Origin of the sequence: Deinococcus budaensis (genome assembly GCF_014201885.1) — a bacterium.
GTDB lineage: Bacteria > Deinococcota > Deinococci > Deinococcales > Deinococcaceae > Deinococcus > Deinococcus budaensis.
Window position 1 is genome coordinate 214,622 of the sequence record NZ_JACHFN010000005.1, and the last position, 19,743, is coordinate 234,364.

Consider the following 19,743-nt stretch of genomic DNA (forward strand, 5'->3'; position numbering starts at 1 on the left):
GCAGGCGGTCAGGATGCTGGGCCACCCGCGCCCAAGACGCTCCCTCGGCTCGGCGGTCAGCAGGTGGCGGGAGTGGCGGGCACACCAGGACAGGTGGAAGAGGGCGAGTCCGGCGCTCGCCAGGACGGGGGGGGCGGCCATACATTCCAGCGGCATACCGTATCTCCTGCGCGGAACGGAATGGGGGGCCCCGCGCTATCCCAGGAAGGTCTGCGCGAGCAGGTACAGGTTCAGGCTGATGATCAGCGCCGCGATCAGCCAACCGGTGACGGTGACGAGCCGGGTGTTCACCAATCCCCCCATGAGGTCCCGGCGGGCGGTGAAGATCAGCAGCGGCACCAGCGCGAAGGGGATGCCGAAGGACAGCACCACCTGTGAGAGGATCAGCGTCTCGGTGGGATTGAGTCCTGCCAGAATCACCGCGAAGGCGGGCAGCATGGTGATCAGGCGCCTGAGGAGCAGCGGAATCTGGAAGCCCACGAAGCCCTGCATCACCACCTGCCCGGCCATCGTGCCCACCGTGGAACTGGACAGCCCCGAGGCCAGCAGCGCGAAAGCAAACGCCACCGCCGCCGCGCCGCCCAGCAGCGGCGTCAGCGTCTGATACGCCACCGTCAGGTCCGCCACGTCCGACTTGCCGGTGAAGTGGAACGCCGCAGCGGCGGAGGCCAGCATGCTCATGTTGATCAAGGCCGCGATGGTCATCGCCAGCAGCACGTCAAGCAGGTTGTAGCGCACCAGCCGCCGTTTCTGCTCCTCGGTGCCTGCTGGAATGCGGTTCTGGGTCAGCGCGCTGTGCAGGTAGATCACGTGCGGCATCACCGTCGCGCCAATGATGCCCACCGCCAGGTAGAGGCTCTCCGGTCCCTCGAAACGCGGCACGAAGCCGCCCAGCGCTTCCAGTCCAGGGCGGCTGAGGATCACCTGCACCAGGTAGGCCAGCGCGATCACGCCCACGAAGGCGCTGATGGCGATCTCGATGGGGCGGAAGCCCCGGTTTTGCAGAGCCAGGATGCTGAAGGTGATGATGCCCGTGATCACCGCGCCCCACAGCAGCGGGAGGTTGAACAGCAGCGCAAAGGCCAGCGACGCGCCCAGGAACTCCGCGAGGTCGGTCGCCATCGCCACGACCTCGGCCTGCACCCAGTAGAACCACACCACGGGCCGGGGCCAGCGGTCACGGATGTGCTCGGGTAGGTTCTTCCCGGTGACGATGCCGAGCTTGGACGAGAGGGTCTGGATCAGCATCGCCATCAGGCTGGCCGAGAGCACCACCCACAGCAGCAGGTAGCCGAACTGCGCGCCGCCCTGGATGTTGGTGGCGAAGTTGCCGGGGTCCATGTAGGCCACCGACGCGACGAAGGCCGGACCCAGGAAGGGCAGCACCCGTCCCAGGCCCCGGCGGTTCGAGGTCCGCTCCAGGACAGCGGTCGCCCGGGCATTCATGCGGTCGTCGAGGCTGGGAGTCACTCGGCTCATACGGGCACCCCCCCGGAGACCCGCACCCGGCCCGCGACGGCGAGGGCCAGGGTCAGCGGCATCCCGTCCACCTCCAGCGTCAGCGTGCCGAGGGCCAGGTCGTGACGCAGGACCTTCACGGCCACTCCAGGCGTGAGGCCCGCGTCCATCAGGGCGCGCAGGACCGCCGGGTCTTCCGGCACCTGGGTGATCAACGCCCCCTCACCGAGCTCAAGGGTGCCGAGCGGGCGCTCGTCAAGGGCGGGCAGTTCGCCGTTCAGACCTGGAATCGGCGCGCCATGGGGATCGAAGGCCGGGTCACCCAGCCACGCGGCGATGCGGGCCTCGAAGGTCTCGCTGATGACGTGTTCCAGGCGCTCGGCCTCATCATGCACCTCATCGAGTGGATAGCCCAGCGCGCGGTGCAGGTACAGCTCCAGCAGCCGGTGGTGGCGCAGCACCTCCAGCGCCACCCTCTCCCCGGCGGGCGTGAGACTCGCGCCCCGGTACGCCGCGTGGTTGACCAGGCCGAGTTCGGTGAGCTTGCGCAGCATGCCGGTGGTGCTGGCAGGCGTGACGTTCAGGGCGTCCGCCAGCGCCTGGGTCCCCACTGTGCCCGCCCGACCCAGCAGATACAGCTGTTTGAGATAGTCCTCAGCAGATGGAGAGAGAGTTCGGCTTGCCATAAAATATTATTTAGTCAGGACTAAAAATAAGTCAAGTTAATCTCGCGAAGATGAGGGCAAGCGCCCGGAGTGCTCCAGGTATAAAGGTCTGCCTGAGTCTCTGTGCAAAATCCGGGAGACCCAGATCGCTGCCTGGAGTTCTTCGCGCCTTCGAAGCTCGAGGGCCGCTCTGAATGAAACACAAGCTTTACACGGGGCCTCTACCCTGATCCCCGAGGTGACCGCTATGCACAGAACTCATCCGATGATCCTCACGGGCATGCTCCTGGGCACCTTCGCGTTCGCGCAACAGCCCGGTCGTGTGCCTGGCCCCGCGCTCCTTGGCGGCGTCAGCCCCCAGCAGGCCCTGAAGCTGGCCAATACCTGGCGGGCTCAGGGGGGCCTGCAAAGCTACGTGACCCCTGAGGCCGTCCACTTCACCTTCCCGGATGGCCAGAAGAAGGCCGTCACCCTGCCCAAAGGCCAGATGGTGGTCGCGATTGCGCCGTACATCAACAAGACTCACCCCTGTAAGACGCACTTCACCTCGGGCTGTCAGGGGGAGATGGTCAACACTCCAGTGAAGGTGCACGTCACCACCCGGACGGGCAAGACCGTGCTCCAAAAGACCGTGAAAACCCTCGACAACGGCTTCCTGGAACTGTGGCTCGACCGCGGCCAGCAGTACAAGGTCACGTTGACCGCTCAGGGCAAGACCACCCGGGGAGCCCTCGCCACTCTCCCCGGCAGTGATACCTGCGTCACCACCCTCCAGCTGCGCTGAATCCCAGCCCGTGAGGTCGGCACCACGAGGCTGGACACCCAAGGGTGTCAAAGGGAACACCCCTACCGTCAACGGTGGAGGTGTTCCCCTTGTTGGGGTTACGCTCCAGCGGGTGCCGGACGCTCGAAGCGCACCCGGTTCAGCAGCAAGGCGTTCACGGTGACGATGATGGTGCTGGCGCTCATCAGCAGCGCCGCCCACTCCGGGCGCAGCAAGATGCCGTAAGAGGGGTACAGCACGCCCGCCGCGAAGGGAATCGCCAACACGTTGTAGATGGCGGCCCAGAAGAGGTTCTGCTTGATCTTGCCCCGCACCTGCCGGGCCAGGACGATGCTGCCCGCCACGTCTGCTGGATTGTTCTTCACCAGGATCACGTCGGCGGTCTCGACGGCCACATCGGTGCCTGCCCCGATGGCGATGCCCACCTCCGCCTGGGCCAGCGCTGGGGCGTCATTCACGCCGTCGCCCACCATCGCCACCCGGCGGCCCTGGCCCTGCAACTCCTGAACCTTTGCCGCCTTGTCCTCCGGCAGCACCTCGGCGATCACCGTGTCCAGACCCAGTTCGCGCGCCACGGCCTCGGCCGTGCGGCGGTTGTCCCCGGTCAGCATCACCGTCTGCACCCCCGCGGCATGCAAGGCCCGCACCGCCTGACGGGCGGTCTCCCGGATGGTATCGGCCACGGCCACCACACCCAGCGCCTGCCCGTCAGCAGCCACGTACATGGCGGTCTTCCCGTCGGCTGACAGCCGGTCCGCCGCCTCCGGCAGGAGGCCCACATCCACGCTCTCGCGGTCCATCAGCTTGCGGTTGCCGATCAAGACCTGGCGGCCCTCCACGGTGGCGACCACACCGTGCCCAGGCACCGAGTCGAACGCTTCCGGGGGACGCACGTCCAGGCCCCTGTTCCTGGCCCCCGCGACAATCGCCTCCGCCAGCGGATGCTGAGACGGCTGATCTGCTCCAGCCGCAAGCCGCAGCAATTCCACTTCCTCCACGCCAGGCGCGGGCACCAGGTCGGTGAGCGCGGGCTTGCCTTCTGTCAGCGTGCCGGTCTTGTCGAAAATCACGGTGTCGATGAGGGCGGTGGCTTCCAGGGCCGCCGCGTTCTTGAACAGCACACCCTCCCGCGCGCCCTTGCCGACCCCGACGGTGATGGCGGTGGGTGTGGCGAGCGCGAGCGCATCCGGGCAGGCGATCACGATGGTGGAGACCGCCGCCGTCAGCGCGAAGACCACACTTGCTCCCAGGAGGTACCAGATGAGGAAAGCGAGGAGGCCTGAGCCCAGCGCCACGAACACCAGATACTTCCCGGCCGTGTCGGCCAGGCGCTGCGCGGGAGCCTTGCTGGCCTGCGCGTTTTGCACCATCTGCACGATGCGCGAGAGGGCGGTGTCACTTCCGACCGCGGTGGCGCGGAAGGTCAAGGCGCCATTCTGGTTGACGGTGCCGCCCGTCACCCTGGCTCCGGCCGTTTTCTGGACAGGAATGGGCTCGCCGGTGATCATGCTCTCGTCGACATAACTGCTGCCGGAGACGACGTCCCCGTCCACCGGCACCCGGTCTCCAGGCCGTACAGCGAGTTCATCTCCCACGACGACCTGCTCCAGGGGAAGCTCCACTTCCTGCCCATGGCGCACGACCCGTGCGGTTGCGGGTGCGAGCTTCAGGAGGGCTTCGACGGCGCGTCCTGTCGCGAAGCGGGAACGCATTTCCAACCAGTGGCCCAGCAGCGACAGGGTGGTCAACATCGCCGCCGCTTCGAAAAACACCTCGCCTCCGCCCAGGAACAGGGTCACGTAGACCGAGAACAGCCAGGAGACCAGGATGCCCGTGGCGATCAGGGTCATCATGTTCGCCTCGCGCCGCTTCAGGGCACGCCACGCCGCCGAGATGAACGGCCAGCCGCCCCACCACACCACTGGCGTGGACAGAATCAGCCCGAACCAGGCCATGGAGAGGCCGAAAGGCGGCATTGCCGTGAACCCTAAGGTTTCCCCGATGGGGGAATACAGCACCAGCGGGACTGTCAGAACCAGGCTGATCACGAAGCGGCGCAGCATGTCGTCCACCATGGACGCCCCATGCCCCGCGTGCTCGTCGTGGTTTACCGGCCCAGACGTGTCCCGGCCACCCTGCGCCATGGCCGCATGGTCATGGGTGGTCGCTCCTGAGACACCCGGCATCCGACCAGTCTGGTCATGTCCGCCATGTCCTCCCTCTGGGCGGCTCTGACCCACGGCTGCAGGGCGGTGGTCGCCATGCGCGGGGTGCTCGTGGCCAATGCCCGGATGGCCAGGCTGGGTGGTGGACGGCTCGCAGTCCTTGCAGGTACAGGGGTAGCCCGCGGCATGCAGCTGGCGGCGCAGCTCGGCCTCCTCGATGCGGCCAGGGTCATACCCGAGGTGGGCAACGGCGCGGGTGCGGTCGAGGTGCACGCTCTGCACTCCCGGAACCTGGGCGAGATCCCGCTCCAGGTCCGCGAACTCGGAACCGTCATAGCAATTCTTGAAGGAGACTTCCAGAACTCTGGACAGGCTGGGACTGCTTCCGGCATGGCCATGGTGGGCCTCGTGTGGTCGGGTCATTTCTTCACTGCCTTTCCGCCTCGGTGCGTGTGAGCCTGGCCGTTGCGCTCGCTCCCGGAGCTGTCCTGTGTTCAAGTTCTGTCAACCATTCGCGAGCAGCCGTTGCAGCTGTGGTCGCTGGTCGGCGAACGTGCCGAAGAAGAACAGGTCACCGAGAACCGTGATGGGGGCGATGCGGACGCCGTACCGGGTTTTGGCCTCCGTGGCGACAGCGGGATCGGTGAGGTCCCGCTCGTCGTAGGGAATGCCCTGCCGGTCGAGCCAGACTTTGAGCGCGCGGCAGTCCGGGCAGGTGGGCGTGGTGTACAGAGTGAGGGTCGGGGTGGACATGGGGGCTCCTGGAAAAGGTCTGCCGCACTGTTCTGGGTGGAGCGCGGACGTCGCGGGGGGCGGGGCGGAAAGCCGGACGTCCGCCATGGGACCCCGGGTTGGGGGATCAGGGACCTGAATGTGTGAGTCCGATGCCTGTCCATATGAAAAGAACTCCCGCCTTGGCAGTCCAACCCCGTCCGGGCTGTATTGGTATGCCGAAACCGCAGGCCCTGCTGTTGACGGTGCTCGATGGCTCACCGTTTCCCCAACCAACGCTATACCCTCCCTGGGGGGATGTCAAGAACACGAACTGAAGGCCTCTTCAGTCACGCACATCAGAGCCTGGGTTTGCCCGTATCCCCCTGGGCAGGATGGCCCAGAACCATCTCTATGGCCTGTGCTGCCAGCGCGCTCCCTGAAGTGCGGCCCTACGGATCAGGGTGCTGTCGGTCAGGACGTTGGCGCAGAAGACGGTGGAGGCCAGTCTCATGTATTTTCGCTTATGCGGAAATACGGATACCATGGAGTATGCGGCGCCATGCCCTGGCCATGCCACCCGACCCGCAGGACCTCGCGCACGTCACCGGCCTGTTTCAGGCACTGGCGGACTCCACCCGCCTCAGCCTGTTGCTGGCCCTGATCGACGCGGAGCGGACAGTCACCGACCTGAGCGAGACCCTGCGGCAACCACAGAGCACGGTCAGCCGCCACCTGGCGACGCTGCGGCACACCCGGCTGGTTCAGACCCGGCGCGACGGCCCGCGTGTGTACTACCGCCTGGCCGACGTCCACCTGACCCACCTGCTGACGGAGGCCTTCAGCCACGCGCAGCACGCGCGCCTCGGCCTTCCCGACCACCCGGCCGTGCCTGCCAGAGAGCCCCAGTGAACGCATACGCCACCTTCGCCGCGCTGCAAAATCCCCTTTTCGCCCGGCTCTACGCCGCGCAGACCGTGAGTCAGATCGGTGACGCGCTGACCTGGGTGGGCCTGGCCCTGCTCGCCGCTCAACTCGCCGGACCCGCCCAGGCGCCTGCCGTCCTGGCCGTTGCCCTGACGCTGCGCGTGACGGCCTTCGTGCTGCTCAGCCCCCTGGCGGGCGTCCTGGCTGACCGGATGAACCGCCGCACGATGCTCGCCGCCTGCCATTTCGGGCGGATGGTCGTGATCGGCCTGATGGTGTTTGCCGGTGCGGTATGGCAGGTGTACCTGCTGATGTTCTTGCTCAATGCCCTCACCGCGTTTTTTACTCCCGCCAACCAGGCGACCGTTCCCCTGGTGGTCGGGCGTGACGAGGCCCGCCCGGCCTTCGCGCTGTCCAGCGCGACCACGGAACTGCTCGGGATCCTCGGCCCGGGTCTGGCAGGTCTGCTCGCCGCAGGGCTGGGCGCTCGGGCCCTGTTTGTGGTGGACGCCGCCTCATTTCTGCTGGCGGGCCTGCTGATTCTGACCCTGCCAGCGTTGCGGGCTGAGCGCGGCAAGGTGCAGCACAGCAAGCTCGACGACGTGCGTGACGGGACGGCTCGGCTCTGGCGGGACCCACCGGTCCGGTTCGCGCTCCTGATGGAACTGGTCGCGGCCATTGCTGGCGCGCTGATCCTCACCGTGACCGTGGCCCGGATCCAGGGCGGTCTCCAGCTGGGCGACGCGCCGTTCGGCTGGGTGATGGCCGCCTATGGCCTGGGGGCGACCCTGGCGTCCCTGGCCGTCGGGGCAGCCGGGAAGCGCCTTCCCCTGACGCGTTTTATCGCGCTGGGGGCGCTGATCACCTCCGCGGCGATCCTGCCGGGAGACCTGCTGCCCCTGGGGGGGCTGATGGTGTTCTGGCTGCTGGCCGGCGTGGGGCAGAACTGGGTGAATCTGCCGACAGAAACCCTGCTGGCCGAACGGACCGAGGAGGCCGCGCAGGGCCGGGTGTACGGCGCGCATTTCGCGTGGAGTCACCTATGGTGGGCCTTCGCGTATCCGGTTGCGGGCTTCCTCGGCACACGCTTCCCGGACCGGGCGTTCCTGCTGGGTGGCCTGCTGTCGCTGCTGGTGCTGGCCGGAGTCTGGGTTACGCACCGCAAGCGTATGACCTGAGGAGACCGGGTGTCACGGGGAAACCGTTCAGAAGCCAATCGGGCCTTCGTCAGTGGATGGCCCTGGGTGGCCGACGCCGCGGGAGGTCGATTTTCCCCCGGGGTTTGTAGACCGAGAGCGTGGTCACCACCAGCAGCACCAGCGCTCCGCCACCGGCGTGGAGCACCATGGATTGCATCGCTCCCCGCAGCTCCGCGTTGGACAACGTCGCGGCGGTGGCCAGCCCGGCCACGCTGTGAATCCCCTCCATCTGGAGCAGCAGAATGCCGGTGGCGACGACCGTGAGGATCAGTTTGATCAGCACCCAGTAGTGGCGAAACAGGCCCCAGGGGGTCCCCAGTGCCTGAAGGATTCCCGTGACCAGGGCGGCCAGAGCCAGGGGGACGATGACGAACCGGGTGATCGGCTCCATCGCGATCGCAGCCGCGCGCGCCACCTGAGGATCCTGGCTGGTCAGACCCACGACCGCCAGCGCCAGAAATGCGGCCACTGCGCCGAGCCAGCCCACGGAAGCGGCGACGTGCGCCGTCAGCGTGAACCGGCGCAGGCTGGGGGTCATGGTCATCCGCCAGCAGCCTGGACGGAATACCCGCTGAACAGGACGTGCTGCGGCGTGAGGCTGGTCGAGGGAATATGACGACCTGGGCCATGGTTCTCACCGGCGAGCAGCTTCACAACCAATAGTAGCGTCAGCACCAGACCGGCCACCCCGAACAGCTTCACCCAGCGGGGGACGCCCTCGGCCGGGCTGTCACCAGGGCGCACGCGGGGACCGTTGTGGTCGTCGGAGGGCAGATCACTCATCGGCAGTTCCTCTGTCACGGGAGGGGAAAAAGTGTTCATCCGTGATGGCAGGAGTTTATAGAGACACTTTGTCTCTGTCAAATCAAGGTGTCTTGCGTGCGTCACTGCGTATACTGTGGATGTGCCAAAGCTGTGGACTGAAACGGTGGAAGCCCACCGCCGCGCAGTGCGTGACGCCACCCTGGACGCCACCGCCGCCCTGGTCGCCGAGCACGGACTGGCCGCTGTGACGATGTCCAGGATCGCCGAAGAGACCGGCATCGGGCGGGCGACCCTCTACAAGTACTTCGCGGACGTCAACGCGATTCTGATGGCCTGGCACGAGCGACAGGTCATGAGCCATCTCCACCACCTCGCGGCCATCCGTAACCAGGCCGGTGACCCCGGCCAGCAGCTCGAAGACGTTCTGGAGGCCTTCGCCCTCATTTCCCACGAGGATCACGGCACCGAGCTCACCGCGCTGCTGCACCGGGGTCCACACGTCGCGCGGGCACAGCAGCATCTCCAGGAGTTCGTTCAGAACCTGCTGGCGGAAGGCGCGCGGGCAGGGGTGCTCCGCAGTGACGTCGCACCCAGCGAGCTGGCCAGCTACTGTCTGCATGCCCTCACCGCAGCCAGCAGCCTGCCCTCCAAGGCCGCGGTGCAGCGCCTGGTCTCCGTTACCCTGGCCGGATTGCGGCCTCCTCTCCACTAGGAGTGGAAGAGGGACGTCCTACACTGCGCGGGTGCGTCTCTTCCTGCTCGTTTCCGGCTTGACCGTCCTGCTGGGCACTTCAGCCGTTGCCGCCCCCCGGGTGGGCACGCACACCGGCTTTACCCGCGTGGTGTTCGCGCTGCCCAAGACCACCACCGCCAGCGTGAAGGTTTCCGGGCAGACGGCCACCGTGAACCTGGGGCTGTCCCTATCGGCGGAGCGGGGTGCCCTGAACGCGCTGGGCATCACCGGGTACGCCGTCACGGGCCGCACGGTGACCCTCACGTTGGCCAAGGGGCATGGCCAGGCGAAGGCCAGCGTGCTTCCGGCAGCGGGTGGCCAGCCCGCCCGGCTGGTGATCGACGTTCCGACCGGTGCCGCGGCTGCGCGTGTGCCCGCCCGCCCGGCGGCATCCCCCGCGGCAGGGGTCCCCCGGCCCGTCAGCCGTCAGGCGGCCCGGCCACGGGTGGTTCTCGATCCCGGGCATGGTGGGAACGATTCCGGTATGGCCAGCGCCTGGGTGCGCGAGGCGGACGTCAACCTTGCGGTGTCGCTGATGGTCCGCCAGGAACTGGTGAAACGCGGAGTGGACGTGGTGATGACCCGCAGTTCCGACCGGCACCTCCATGCGGACAAACGCAAGGATCTGGACCTGCGCTCCCGGCTGGCCACCACCGGCACGGTCAGTGCGTTTGTCAGCATCCACACCAACGCGTCTGGCCCGGGGGCGCAGGGCATCGAGACGTTTTACTTCGGGCAGCCGCTGGCCGGGCAGGGACGCAGCACGGCCGTCTTCGAGAACGGCGGCGGCGCGGTCGGCGAGGCCCTCACGCGCAGCCTGACCAACAGCGCTCAGGGCATGCTGGGCGACCTGCTCGCGCAGGCGAAGCTGTCTTTCTCCCGGCAGCTCGCGCAGCAGGTGCAGTCCAACCTGATCCGCGCCACGGGCGCCGTGAGCCGCGGCGTCCGCACGGACGCGTTCTACGTGATCAGCAATCCCACGACGCCCGCCGTCCTGATCGAGCTGGGGTTCGGCTCACACCCGGTCGAAGGCCCGAAGCTCGCGCAGCCCGCGTACCAGCAGCGTCTCGCCGGGGCCATCACCAAAGCGCTCCTCGCGTTCCTGAACATCAAGTAGACGCCACACCCTCATCATGGCGTGAGGGCGTGGCTCCCGAGAAACAGTTAAGGTTCAGCAGACCAAGCTGCTGAACCGTGCGGGTTCGTTGGCACCGGGCCGAGCGAAGCCAACCGCCCAGGTGGACGGTGCCAGTTCGGAATCAGTGGGTTCAGGCGCTCAGGCTCTCCAGGAGGTGCTGGCAGGCTTGCTCACAGCGGCGGCAACTTTCGGCGCAGACGGCGCAGTGCTGCATGTTCATCTCGCGGGCGTGCATTTCACACTCCTGGCCGCAGGCTTGGCAGGCCGCGAGGCACGCCTGAAGCTGAGCGCGCATGACGCCTGGGTTGGACTGGGTGAGCCGCGAGAGGATCCGGCCGGTCGCGTTGCAGATGTCGGCGCAGTCGAGGTTGAGGCGGATACAGCTCACCAGGTGCATCAGGTGCTCGCGCTCCCCCAGGCAGGCATCGGCGCAGGCGGTACACACCTGCGCGCAGTCAAAACAAGCGGCGATACACTCCGCCAAAGTGCCCTGATCGAACAAGGTTTGAGGCTGAGGGTGGGTTTGCAGCATGTCCTGAATGTGTTGCGTCATGGTGGGCCTCCGTGGGGTCGAAAGGTGGGCGAAAGCGCTAGCGGGCGTCAGTCAGGGTTCCTCCTGAAGGGGCACACGAGACAGAGGCGTTGAAACCCCAGTCGCCGCCTCCCGACCACGTGACCCGGATGCAGCGCGGTCGTGGTATTCACCGTGTCAGTCTCCTGTAAAGATTCCCTGAGAACGCCCTTGTGGCGGGGGTCATATGGACGCCACAGAAGAGGCGCCCCTGGCTGCCTGGCGCCAGCCGGGTGGCTTAACACAACGGCAACAGTGCGCCGATACCCTGGAACGCGTGAAGTTTTCCCGGATCCTCCTGCCCGGCACCCTGCTGCTCGCTTCAGTGGCGGCGGCGGCGCCCTACGCCCAGCAGACCAGCTTTGGTGAGCCCTCGCCCCTGATTCAGGCGGCTCAGGCACAGACGAGCATTCCGGCCAGCTGGCTTCCCCTCCCGCCAAGCCGCGGGGGCCATCTGGAAGGCCCGGTCGTGGACGTCGCCCCCTTCAACGAGCTGATTCCCAGCTGGAATGTCACCGGGCTGGCCTCCAGTGCCCTCACTGTGGAAGTCCGGGTGCGGCGACCGGATGGCCGCTGGACACCGTATTTCGGTTTCGGATCGTGGAGTGCGGCCGGGACCCGGGCCAGCGCCCGCGTCATCCGTACGGCAGACGGGACGGTCAACACCGACACGCTGACGTTGCCGTTCCGCGCCACGGCCTTCCAGTACCGGGCGACGCTCGGTTCCGGCCTGAGCGCGCAGCTGCTGTCCTTCAACACGGCGGACACCGCCCTGCGGTTCCGCGGTCAGGGAGCGGCGGGCCAGCCGGGCGCCTGGAACAAGGTGCTGATGGTGCCGGGCCTGTCCCAGATGATCTACCCGAACGGCGGGCCCATCTGGTGCAGCCCGACGAGCGTCAGCATGATCCTGGGGTTCTGGAAGCGGCCTGTTCGGGTGCCGGACGCGGCCAAGGCCACGTACGACCGGATGTACGACGGCTTCGGCAACTGGCCGTTCAACACGGCGTACGCGGCCACGCAGGGATTGCAGGCCATGGTGACGCGCCTGGGCAGTCTGCGGGACGCCGAAGCGTACCTTCAGCGCGGCCTTCCGCTGGCGCTCAGCCTCCGCTTCAAGGCGGGTGAGCTGCCCGGAGGCCCCCTCTCCTGGTCGAACGGCCACCTGCTGGTCCTCACCGGATTCGACGCCCAGGGCAACCCGGTCGTGAATGACCCGGCGGCCAGGAACGACGCCAGCGTCAAGCGCACCTACCCGCGCGCCGTCTTCGAGCGGTTGTGGCTGAACCACGCGGGTGGCATGGCCTACGTGATGGCCCCCCGTCCATGACGACTCACGCGAAAGGTCCAACAAGCATGCCTGACCTGTGTCGGTTCACCCTGCTCCTCGCCTGCCTGAGTGGCGCCGCCCTGGCTCAGGCGCAGCCGTACAGCAAAGAGCCGCTGTCGATCGAGCGCATGCGGGCCCGCTCGTACCCCGGCAGCACCCTGACGACCCGGCAGACGCTCTCGCCCGGCGCGACCTATGCCCGGCGTGTCGTGTCGTACCAGTCAGAGGGGTTGCGCATTGACGCGCTGCTGACCGTGCCCAGCGGGACACCGCCGAAAGGTGGCTGGCCGGCCATCGTGTTCAACCACGGCTACATTCCCCCGCAGCAGTACCGCACCACGGAGCGGTACGTCGCGTACGTGGACGCGTTCGCGCGCGCCGGGTTCGTCGTCCTGAAGCCCGACTACCGCGGCCACGGGAATTCCCAGGGCAAGCCGGCAGGGACGGCGTACTGGTCCCCCGAGTACACCACCGACGTCCTGAACGCCTTCTCGTCCTTACGGAAGCTGGGGAGCGTGAACCCCGCACGGATCGGCATGTGGGGTCACTCGATGGGCGGGCACATCACCCTGCGCGCCATGGTCATCAATCCGCAGATCAAGGCCGGCAACATCTGGGCGGGCGTCGTCGGTCCGTACGACCTGATTTTCAAAGACCTGCCCCGCTGGGGCAGCAGTGCGGCCAGCACGGACCCGCGCGCGCAGATGCTGGCGAAGTACGGCACGCCCGCCCAAAGCCCGGCCCTGTACCGGGCGATTTCTCCCAACTCCTTTCTCGCGGACCTGGGGGGGCGCCCCGTGCAGCTGCATCACGGCACGGGGGACACGCACGTGCCCGTCTCGTTCTCGCAGGCGCTCGCAAGGGGACTCAAGACCGCTGGGCAGCCCCACACCCTCTTCACCTACCCGGGAGACGACCACAATCTCAGCCGGAATCTGGGCGTGGCGCTCAGACGGTCCGTGGAGTTTTTCAAGAAAAGCCTCTAGCGCGGCAGGCGCCGTGAGGCGTCCCGCAGTCAGGAACCAACATGAACCACACCGTCATTCCCCAGCCGCCGCTGTCCACCCGCAAGACTGCACATTCCTGCCGCGTCCTGCTCCTGGTGGCCGCGCTTCTGGCGGGCGCCGCCGACGCTTACACCGTCAGACCGGGCGACACCCTGTACCGTCTCGCGCAGGTCCACGGCACGACCGTCACGGAACTCGTACGGCTAAACGGTCTGACGGGCACGGGCCTCGAGGTCGGCCAGTTCCTTCGGCTACCGGGCGAGGGCCCGGCCCTGGGGACCGCTGCTTCCGCGCCGACCACCCCGGCCGACCTGTCCTCGGGAATTAGTGGGGTGACAGTCACCGCGCCCGTGACGCTGCGGATGGGGGACGCCTTCGTCCTGCGCCTGAACGGCCCCAGAGCCGGGCAGGCCACCGTGCGTTTTCCCAGCGAGGTGGGTGAGGACGTCCGCCTGCCCGCTGAGCGCTTGAGCCCCGTCGCCGTGGGAAGCGAGTACCTGGTGCTGGGACGCGCCGTTCTCGGAAAAAGCACGCCCCTGGAGTATGAGGTTCAGGTGGGCCAGGAGGTGGCGCGCGGCCGGATTCCCGTCACCGGGCTGGCGCAGCCTCTCCAACGGCTGAACCTCCCGCGCAGCGTCGCGAGCAAGCTCGAAGACCCGGCCCGGAAGGCGGAGGACGCCGCGGTGGAGCGGGCGTACGCCCGGCGGACCGCCCAGGCGTGGTCGCAGCCTTTTCAACCGGCGGCGAAGGTGCGGGCGCAGAGCAGCGCGTTCGGGCAGCCGCGGACGTATGTGGCTGGCGGGCCCGTCGGGTACCACTACGGGACGGACTACCTGGCGCCCGCCGGAACTCCCGTGACGGCCGTGAATGCCGGGACAGTCGTTGTGGCGGGCATGTACCCGGTGCGCGGGGGGCTGGTCGTGATTGATCACGGCGCGGGAGTGACGAGCATGTACTTCCATCAGCGTGCGGTGACGGTCAAAGTCGGGCAGCAGGTCACCCGCGGGCAGAAGGTCGGGGAGGTCGGCAGCACCGGGCTCAGCACCGGGGCACACCTGCACCTCGAGATGCGGGTGCGTGGTGAGGGCACGGACCCGGCGGGGTGGATGAACCGTCTCTGGCCGAAATAGACAGCGGCTCCAGAGCGGGCCACCCTCGCTGAACTACCTGTGGTGAGGCCGTGTTGACCACCAATTTTTGCAGGATCGCGGCTGTCGGCATCTTCAATTGGCTGACATATTTGGAGCTCATGAAATTCCCCCTCCCCTCGTAGGGGGTCAGATCAACGTACAGGGCGTCGTTTCGTGCTCTCACGCAGGGGGGGATTCAGTCTGGCGACGGATCTCGAGCCTGCCCGTCGCAGGGGACTGACTGGCGTTTGTCGTCCTGTACTGTATTTTTTCAACTGGGTGATGGCTTGCATTCCCCGACAATGAGGATTATGGTGGTACCCACCCGGGGGGATTGAATTTGAAGTCTGGCACGCTCAGCGCGTGTCCGGGGCAGGTCGTGTCACACCATTCGTCGTGCTCGCATGACCACCGGTGAAACACCGGTGTGGGAGGTCACCTATGAGACGGAGCCCAGTTGCCCGCTTTCTCACTGCTGCCTTGGCAGTCGCCCTCGCGACCACCGCGTATGCCGGACACACCGGGAAGCGCATCGTGCTGGCGATTCCCCAGGACGAAGGCGAACTCTCGCCGTTCACGTACGTCACCGGCTACCCCGGATACAACCTGATGAGCCTCGTGTACGACACGTTGTTCGTCAACGACCTCAACGACGTGCCCCGGCCGTGGCTGGTCGAGTCGTACTCGGTGAAGGACGGGAAGGTCTGGACGCTGAAGTTAAAAGACGACGTCAAGTGGCACGATGGTCGACCCCTCACCAGCGCGGACGTCAAGTTCAGCTTCGAGTACTACAAGAAGTACCCGGTCGTGGGCCGCTTCGCCTCGGCGGTGCGCCCCATCACCAGCATCCGCACCCCGGACGCGCGCACGGTGATCATCACCCTCGAGCAGCCGGGCGCCAATTTCCTGCTTCAACCTCTTGCGGACGCGCCCATCTTGCCCAGACACATCTGGGAGAGCGTCACCGCTCCGAAGACGTTCAAGAACGTCATCGGCTCCGGACCCTACAAACTCGTCGACCACAAGACCGACCAGTCCTACCGTCTGACGGAGAATGCGGAGTACTTCGCCGCCAAGCCCGGTGCCGATGAGGTGGTTCTGGCGGTCATTCCGGATCCGACCTCCATGTTCCAGGCGCTCCAGGCCGGGCAGATCAACGCCGCCGCGCGTGAAGTGCCGCCGGAACTCATTCAACGGTTCGCCGGGAACGCCCGCCTGAAGACCCTGCGGGGTCCCAGCTACACGAGTACGCTCTTGCAGTTCAACACCACCACCGCGCCGTTTAACAACGTGGGGTTCCGGCGGGTGGTCGCCGGACTGGTCAACAACAAGGCGCTGGTCGAAACGATCCTCCTGGGCAACGGCACTCCCGGCACTGCGGGCTTCGTGCACCCGGACAGTCCCTTCTTCAGCAAAGCGGCCCCGACCTACCCGAAAATGACGGTGGCGCAGGCGAACAGCACGCTGGATACCCTCGGTTTCAAGCTCAACCGCGCTGGAGTCCGGATGGGCAGAGATGGCAAGCCACTCAACCTGACGTTCCTGGTGGCCTCCAACAACCCGCAGCGGATTCGCGCGGCGGAGATCATCGCCTCGCAGCTGCGCCCGACGGGCATCCGGCTCACCATCAAGTCCCTGGATCCCACGACGGTTCAGCAGGCCCTGTGGCCCGATTTCGACGTCGCGAAAGGCCGCAATTTCGACGTGGCCATGTGGGGCTGGTCGGCGCCCGTTCAATCGCAGCTCAACCTGGCGGGATTGTTCCACTCGAACCCCGTGATCGGGACCCTGAACGTCGGTGGGTACCGGAACAAGACCGTGGACACGTTGACCACGCGCATGCTGACGACGGTGAATGCCGATGCCCGCGAGACGCTGGCCGCACGCGTTCAGGAGATCATCGCCAAGGATCTGCCGTTCCTGACGTTGTGGTACCCCGACACGGTGTACGCCTTTGACGCGAATGCGTACGACGGCTGGAAGTTCCAGAAGGGGCAGGGCATCATCAACAAGCGTTCGTTCTTGAGGTAAGGGGACGTCATGCTGGAGCGGGTCGGACAGTACGTTCTCGTGTTGATCGCTGCGATCAGCCTCAACTTCTTCCTGCCGCGGGCCATGCCCGGCTCCCCCTTGCAGTTCCTCGCGGGCGAGGACGTGGCCCTGCTGCCCGCCGAAGACCGCCAGGCGTTGCTCGCCCGCACGGGCCTCGATCAGCCGCTGATGGTGCAGTACGGGAAGTACGTGGGGTCGCTCGCGCGCGGGGATCTGGGCTACTCGTATCAGGCGAACAAGCCCGTATTGACCATGCTGATGGAACGGCTGCCGTGGACCCTGCTGCTCACCGGCTCGGCGCTCCTGCTCTCGACCGTCTTCGGCGTGATCGTGGGGGCGCTGGCCGCCTGGCGCCGCAATGGCTGGCTGGACCACGCCACCCTCACGTCCTCAATCCTGCTCGACTCTGTGCCCTCCTTCTGGCTGGGCATGATGCTCGTCGCGTTGTTCGCCGTGCAGTGGCCCCTGTTCCCGGTCTTCGGCGCGCGGACGCCCTGGTCGAGTCTGACGGGTTGGGCCAACGTCATGGACATCGCCCGGCACCTGGTGTTGCCGGTCGTGACCCTGACGCTGGTGAGCTTGTCCGGGACGTTCCTGGTGATGCGCTACGCGATGCTTTCGGTGCTGGGCGAGGATTACATCCGCACGGCCCGTGCCAAAGGCGTCAGCGAACGCCAGGTCCTGTATAAGCACGCCCTTCGGAACGCCTCCATGCCGGTGTTCACGGTGTTTATGCTGAATCTCGGGACCCTGGTGGGGGGGGCCGTCGTGATTGAGACCGTCTTCGCCTTCCCAGGCCTCGGACGGATGCTCTTCGAGGCGGCCAGCAACCGCGATTACCCGCTGTTACAGGGAGCTTTCCTGATGGTCACCCTCTCCATTCTCGCGGGGAACATTCTGGCCGACCTGGTCTACCCGCTGCTCGATCCCCGTGTCCGGGTGCAACGTGGCTAGTTCTTCGGCGCCTGTCCTGACCTCACGCGCCGATCCACCGCCTGCCGGTGGCCTGAGATCTGCCGTGTCGATGCTGCTCTCCACCTGGATGGGCCGAACTGGCCTGGCCCTGCTGCTGTTCTTGCTCTTCCTCGCTGGTGCGGGTCCCTGGATCGCCCCCTACGATGCGGCCGCGCAGACCGGCGCACCGTTCTCCGCGCCCAGTGCCGCGCACTGGCTGGGAACCAACGACATCGGGCAGGACATCCTGTCGGAGTTGATCGTCGGCACGCGCGTGTCGCTCAGCATCGGCTTTACCGCAGCGGCGCTCGCCATCGTGATCGGCACCCTGGTGGGGGTCATCGCGGGCTTTCTGGGAGGCCGCACCGACGCCACCCTGATGCGCCTGGTCGACGTCGTGCTGGTGCTGCCGTTCATTCCGCTGATGATCGTCCTGGCCGCCTTTTTCGGGGCGAGCGCCGGAAACCTGATCATCGCCATTTCGCTGCTGATCTGGGCGCGTCCCGCCCGGGTCATCCGCTCCAGTGCCCTGGGCATCCGGAACCTGACGTACGTCGAGGGTGCGCAGGCACTCGGCGCGTCGAACCTGCACATCCTCTGGAAACACGTGCTGCCGGGCGTCTTGCCCATTGCCGTCTCGCAGTTCATTCTGGCCGCGTCCAGCAGCATCCTGATCGAAGCGTCCCTGGCCTTCCTGGGCCTGGGCGACCCGATCCGCAAAAGCTGGGGGACCGTGCTGTACTACGCGCAGATCCGCGGAGCGTTTCTCAATGGTTCGTGGCCATGGTGGGTCGTGCCTCCCGGTGTGCTGATCTCCATGGCGGTGCTCGGGTTCGCCCTGACGGGCCGCGCCATCGAAGCGGCGTTGTTTCCCCGCCTTCAACAGCGCCAGTAAAGGAGCCTCATGCCCAGAACCCTACTGATGTTGGCCACTTTTGGTCTTGAAATCGTGGAAGTGGGCGGAACCCTGGCCAAACACGTGGCCGCCGGAGACACCGTGCATGCTGCGGTGACGCTGGCCCGACCCGAGTCGCGGGCCGGCATCGAGGCCGCTGCGCGCGTTCTGGGCGTGCAATCGGTCCGGTTTCTGGACTTTACCGCGGGGGAGGTGAGCCTGGACCTGCCGTCCAAGATCACCCTGGTGAGCTTGTTCCGCGAACTTCACCCGGACATCCTGATCACGCAGGAACCGGAACATTCGTACCAGGATCTGGACCCGGACCGCCGTGTGGCGATGCTGCTCTACCTCGAGGCCGCGGCCATCGCGGGCCGCAGCTGGCGACAGGAGGAATGCGGCGGGCATCCCCCACACCTGATTCCGTCCGTGTACTTTATGACGCCCCTGCACCCCAACTGCGTGGTGGAGATTGGCAGCACGTTCGCCCTCAAACAGCAGGCCATGAATGTCCTGGAAAGTCAGATGCGCTTCACGGCACAGATGCTCCGGAGCCGGCTGGACGCAGGCGCACTCCAGCACATCGTTCCCAATGGGGAGGTGGGTGGCGACGACCTGGAACTCGGACGGGCCCTGCATCTGGAAATGAACAAGGCCGACGCCCTGAGTCACGGCCTGCTGAGCCACAGCGGAGCCACGCTGGCCGAGGCGTTCCGGCACATGAATCCTTTTCGGCTGGAGGCCCTGCTGTGAGACGCGACCGGTTTTTCAAGCGGTGCCGTCTGCAAGGCCACTCGGCCCCCTGTGCTGCGGGCGCCGTCCCTCGCCTGAGCGTGGCGGCGAGCCGATGACCACCACCACGAAAGACAGCCCTTGCGTGCATGGGGAACACACCTTGTGCATGCCCGAGTCCAGCCGCAAAGCAGCCCGGCGGCGCCTCGCCATCGCCCATGGCCATCTGGAAAGCATTCAGAGGATGCTGGAAAACCCGGACGTGTACTGCGTGGATGTCCTCAAACAGCTCAAGGCCGTGCAGGGCGCCCTGGCCGGGACCGGTGAGGTGGTCCTGCGGGGTCACCTGGAAGCGCACGTGGCCACCGCGGAGTCCAGGGGTGACACCTCGGAGATCGTGAATGAGCTGATGCACGCCCTCAAATACACTTGAAGCGGCCCCACGGCGGTCCGGTGGAGGGGTTGCTGAGGCTCACCCTGGGGTGGAATCCAAACAGCGGTCTACCAGGAAGGTAGACCGCTGCCGTGAC

The 19,743-nt window shown here is 66.6% G+C and carries 21 protein-coding genes; 14 read left to right on the forward strand and 7 right to left on the reverse strand.

Annotation, left to right across the window (positions count from 1 at the left end):
* Positions 1-195: 195 nt before the first annotated feature.
* Positions 196-1,479, reverse strand: a complete 1,284-nt coding sequence (locus tag HNQ09_RS08680) for an Nramp family divalent metal transporter (RefSeq protein ID WP_246363231.1) — start codon at positions 1,477-1,479, stop codon at positions 196-198.
* Positions 1,476-2,144 (reverse strand): metal-dependent transcriptional regulator, encoded by a 669-nt coding sequence (locus tag HNQ09_RS08685; RefSeq protein ID WP_184028016.1) that lies wholly within the window; start codon positions 2,142-2,144, stop codon positions 1,476-1,478. Before HNQ09_RS08685 ends, HNQ09_RS08680 begins: the two co-directional genes overlap by 4 nt.
* A 259-nt stretch (positions 2,145-2,403) precedes the next feature.
* Here HNQ09_RS08685 and HNQ09_RS08690 point away from each other — a divergent pair, with 259 nt between their 5' ends.
* A complete protein-coding gene (locus tag HNQ09_RS08690; RefSeq protein WP_246363232.1) occupies positions 2,404-2,907 on the forward strand; it encodes a CueP family metal-binding protein in 504 nt (167 codons plus the stop codon).
* 98 nt (positions 2,908-3,005) lie between these two features.
* Here the strand turns inward: HNQ09_RS08690 and HNQ09_RS08695 are convergent, their stop codons facing one another.
* Positions 3,006-5,093, reverse strand: a complete 2,088-nt coding sequence (locus HNQ09_RS08695) for a copper-translocating P-type ATPase (protein WP_246363233.1) — start codon at positions 5,091-5,093, stop codon at positions 3,006-3,008.
* 75 nt (positions 5,094-5,168) lie between these two features.
* Between HNQ09_RS08695 and HNQ09_RS18855 the strand changes: the two genes are divergently transcribed.
* Positions 5,169-5,528, forward strand: a complete 360-nt coding sequence (locus HNQ09_RS18855) for a hypothetical protein (protein WP_246363234.1) — start codon at positions 5,169-5,171, stop codon at positions 5,526-5,528.
* A gap of 48 nt (positions 5,529-5,576) precedes the next feature.
* On the opposite strand, the gene HNQ09_RS08700 is transcribed toward HNQ09_RS18855, so the two are convergent.
* Positions 5,577-5,825, reverse strand: coding sequence for a glutaredoxin family protein (locus HNQ09_RS08700; RefSeq protein ID WP_184028019.1), 249 nt, complete (start codon positions 5,823-5,825; stop codon positions 5,577-5,579).
* A 510-nt stretch (positions 5,826-6,335) separates the two neighbouring features.
* On the opposite strand from HNQ09_RS08700, the gene HNQ09_RS08705 reads away from it, so the two are divergent.
* Together HNQ09_RS08705 and HNQ09_RS08710 are read left to right on the forward strand one after the other, a co-directional pair.
* Positions 6,336-6,695, forward strand: a complete 360-nt coding sequence (locus HNQ09_RS08705; protein WP_184028021.1) for an ArsR/SmtB family transcription factor — start codon at positions 6,336-6,338, stop codon at positions 6,693-6,695.
* Positions 6,692-7,888: an MFS transporter gene (locus tag HNQ09_RS08710; RefSeq protein WP_184028023.1), complete on the forward strand. Its 1,197-nt coding sequence runs from the start codon at positions 6,692-6,694 to the stop codon at positions 7,886-7,888. Before HNQ09_RS08705 ends, HNQ09_RS08710 begins: the two co-directional genes overlap by 4 nt.
* A gap of 49 nt (positions 7,889-7,937) precedes the next feature.
* On the opposite strand, the gene HNQ09_RS08715 is transcribed toward HNQ09_RS08710, so the two are convergent.
* Together HNQ09_RS08715 and HNQ09_RS08720 are read right to left on the reverse strand one after the other, a co-directional pair.
* Positions 7,938-8,453, reverse strand: coding sequence for a hypothetical protein (locus HNQ09_RS08715; protein WP_184028025.1), 516 nt, complete (start codon positions 8,451-8,453; stop codon positions 7,938-7,940).
* Positions 8,450-8,731: a hypothetical protein gene (locus HNQ09_RS08720; RefSeq protein WP_184028028.1), complete on the reverse strand. Its 282-nt coding sequence runs from the start codon at positions 8,729-8,731 to the stop codon at positions 8,450-8,452. Before HNQ09_RS08720 ends, HNQ09_RS08715 begins: the two co-directional genes overlap by 4 nt.
* A gap of 82 nt (positions 8,732-8,813) precedes the next feature.
* Here HNQ09_RS08720 and HNQ09_RS08725 point away from each other — a divergent pair, with 82 nt between their 5' ends.
* The gene (locus tag HNQ09_RS08725; RefSeq protein WP_184028030.1) at positions 8,814-9,386 is read left to right on the forward strand and encodes a TetR family transcriptional regulator; all 573 of its coding nucleotides are present in this window, start codon (positions 8,814-8,816) and stop codon (positions 9,384-9,386) included.
* A 31-nt stretch (positions 9,387-9,417) separates the two neighbouring features.
* Positions 9,418-10,524, forward strand: coding sequence for an N-acetylmuramoyl-L-alanine amidase family protein (locus HNQ09_RS08730; protein WP_343057689.1), 1,107 nt, complete (start codon positions 9,418-9,420; stop codon positions 10,522-10,524).
* A gap of 151 nt (positions 10,525-10,675) precedes the next feature.
* Here HNQ09_RS08730 and HNQ09_RS08735 read toward each other — a convergent pair whose 3' ends face one another.
* Entirely contained in the window at positions 10,676-11,098 is a 423-nt protein-coding gene (locus HNQ09_RS08735) for a four-helix bundle copper-binding protein (protein ID WP_184028034.1), read from the reverse strand.
* A 295-nt stretch (positions 11,099-11,393) separates the two neighbouring features.
* On the opposite strand from HNQ09_RS08735, the gene HNQ09_RS08740 reads away from it, so the two are divergent.
* The 8 genes from HNQ09_RS08740 to HNQ09_RS08775 all read left to right on the forward strand — a co-directional run bounded on the left by HNQ09_RS08740 (position 11,394) and on the right by HNQ09_RS08775 (position 19,646).
* Entirely contained in the window at positions 11,394-12,443 is a 1,050-nt protein-coding gene (locus tag HNQ09_RS08740; protein ID WP_343057690.1) for a peptidase C39 family protein, read from the forward strand.
* 26 nt (positions 12,444-12,469) lie between these two features.
* A complete protein-coding gene (locus tag HNQ09_RS08745) occupies positions 12,470-13,429 on the forward strand; it encodes an alpha/beta hydrolase family protein (RefSeq protein ID WP_184028038.1) in 960 nt (319 codons plus the stop codon).
* A gap of 41 nt (positions 13,430-13,470) precedes the next feature.
* On the forward strand, positions 13,471-14,580 hold the full coding sequence (locus HNQ09_RS08750) for a peptidoglycan DD-metalloendopeptidase family protein (protein ID WP_184028040.1): 1,110 nt from the start codon (positions 13,471-13,473) through the stop codon (positions 14,578-14,580).
* 480 nt (positions 14,581-15,060) lie between these two features.
* Positions 15,061-16,611, forward strand: a complete 1,551-nt coding sequence (locus HNQ09_RS08755) for an ABC transporter substrate-binding protein (RefSeq protein WP_184028042.1) — start codon at positions 15,061-15,063, stop codon at positions 16,609-16,611.
* 9 nt (positions 16,612-16,620) lie between these two features.
* Entirely contained in the window at positions 16,621-17,586 is a 966-nt protein-coding gene (locus HNQ09_RS08760) for an ABC transporter permease (RefSeq protein WP_184028044.1), read from the forward strand.
* Positions 17,587-17,656: 70 nt separating this feature from the next.
* The gene (locus tag HNQ09_RS08765) at positions 17,657-18,481 is read left to right on the forward strand and encodes an ABC transporter permease (protein ID WP_184028130.1); all 825 of its coding nucleotides are present in this window, start codon (positions 17,657-17,659) and stop codon (positions 18,479-18,481) included.
* A 9-nt stretch (positions 18,482-18,490) separates the two neighbouring features.
* Entirely contained in the window at positions 18,491-19,234 is a 744-nt protein-coding gene (locus tag HNQ09_RS18860; protein ID WP_246363235.1) for a PIG-L deacetylase family protein, read from the forward strand.
* Positions 19,235-19,328: 94 nt separating this feature from the next.
* Positions 19,329-19,646: a metal-sensitive transcriptional regulator gene (locus HNQ09_RS08775; protein ID WP_184028046.1), complete on the forward strand. Its 318-nt coding sequence runs from the start codon at positions 19,329-19,331 to the stop codon at positions 19,644-19,646.
* Positions 19,647-19,743 lie beyond the last annotated feature (97 nt).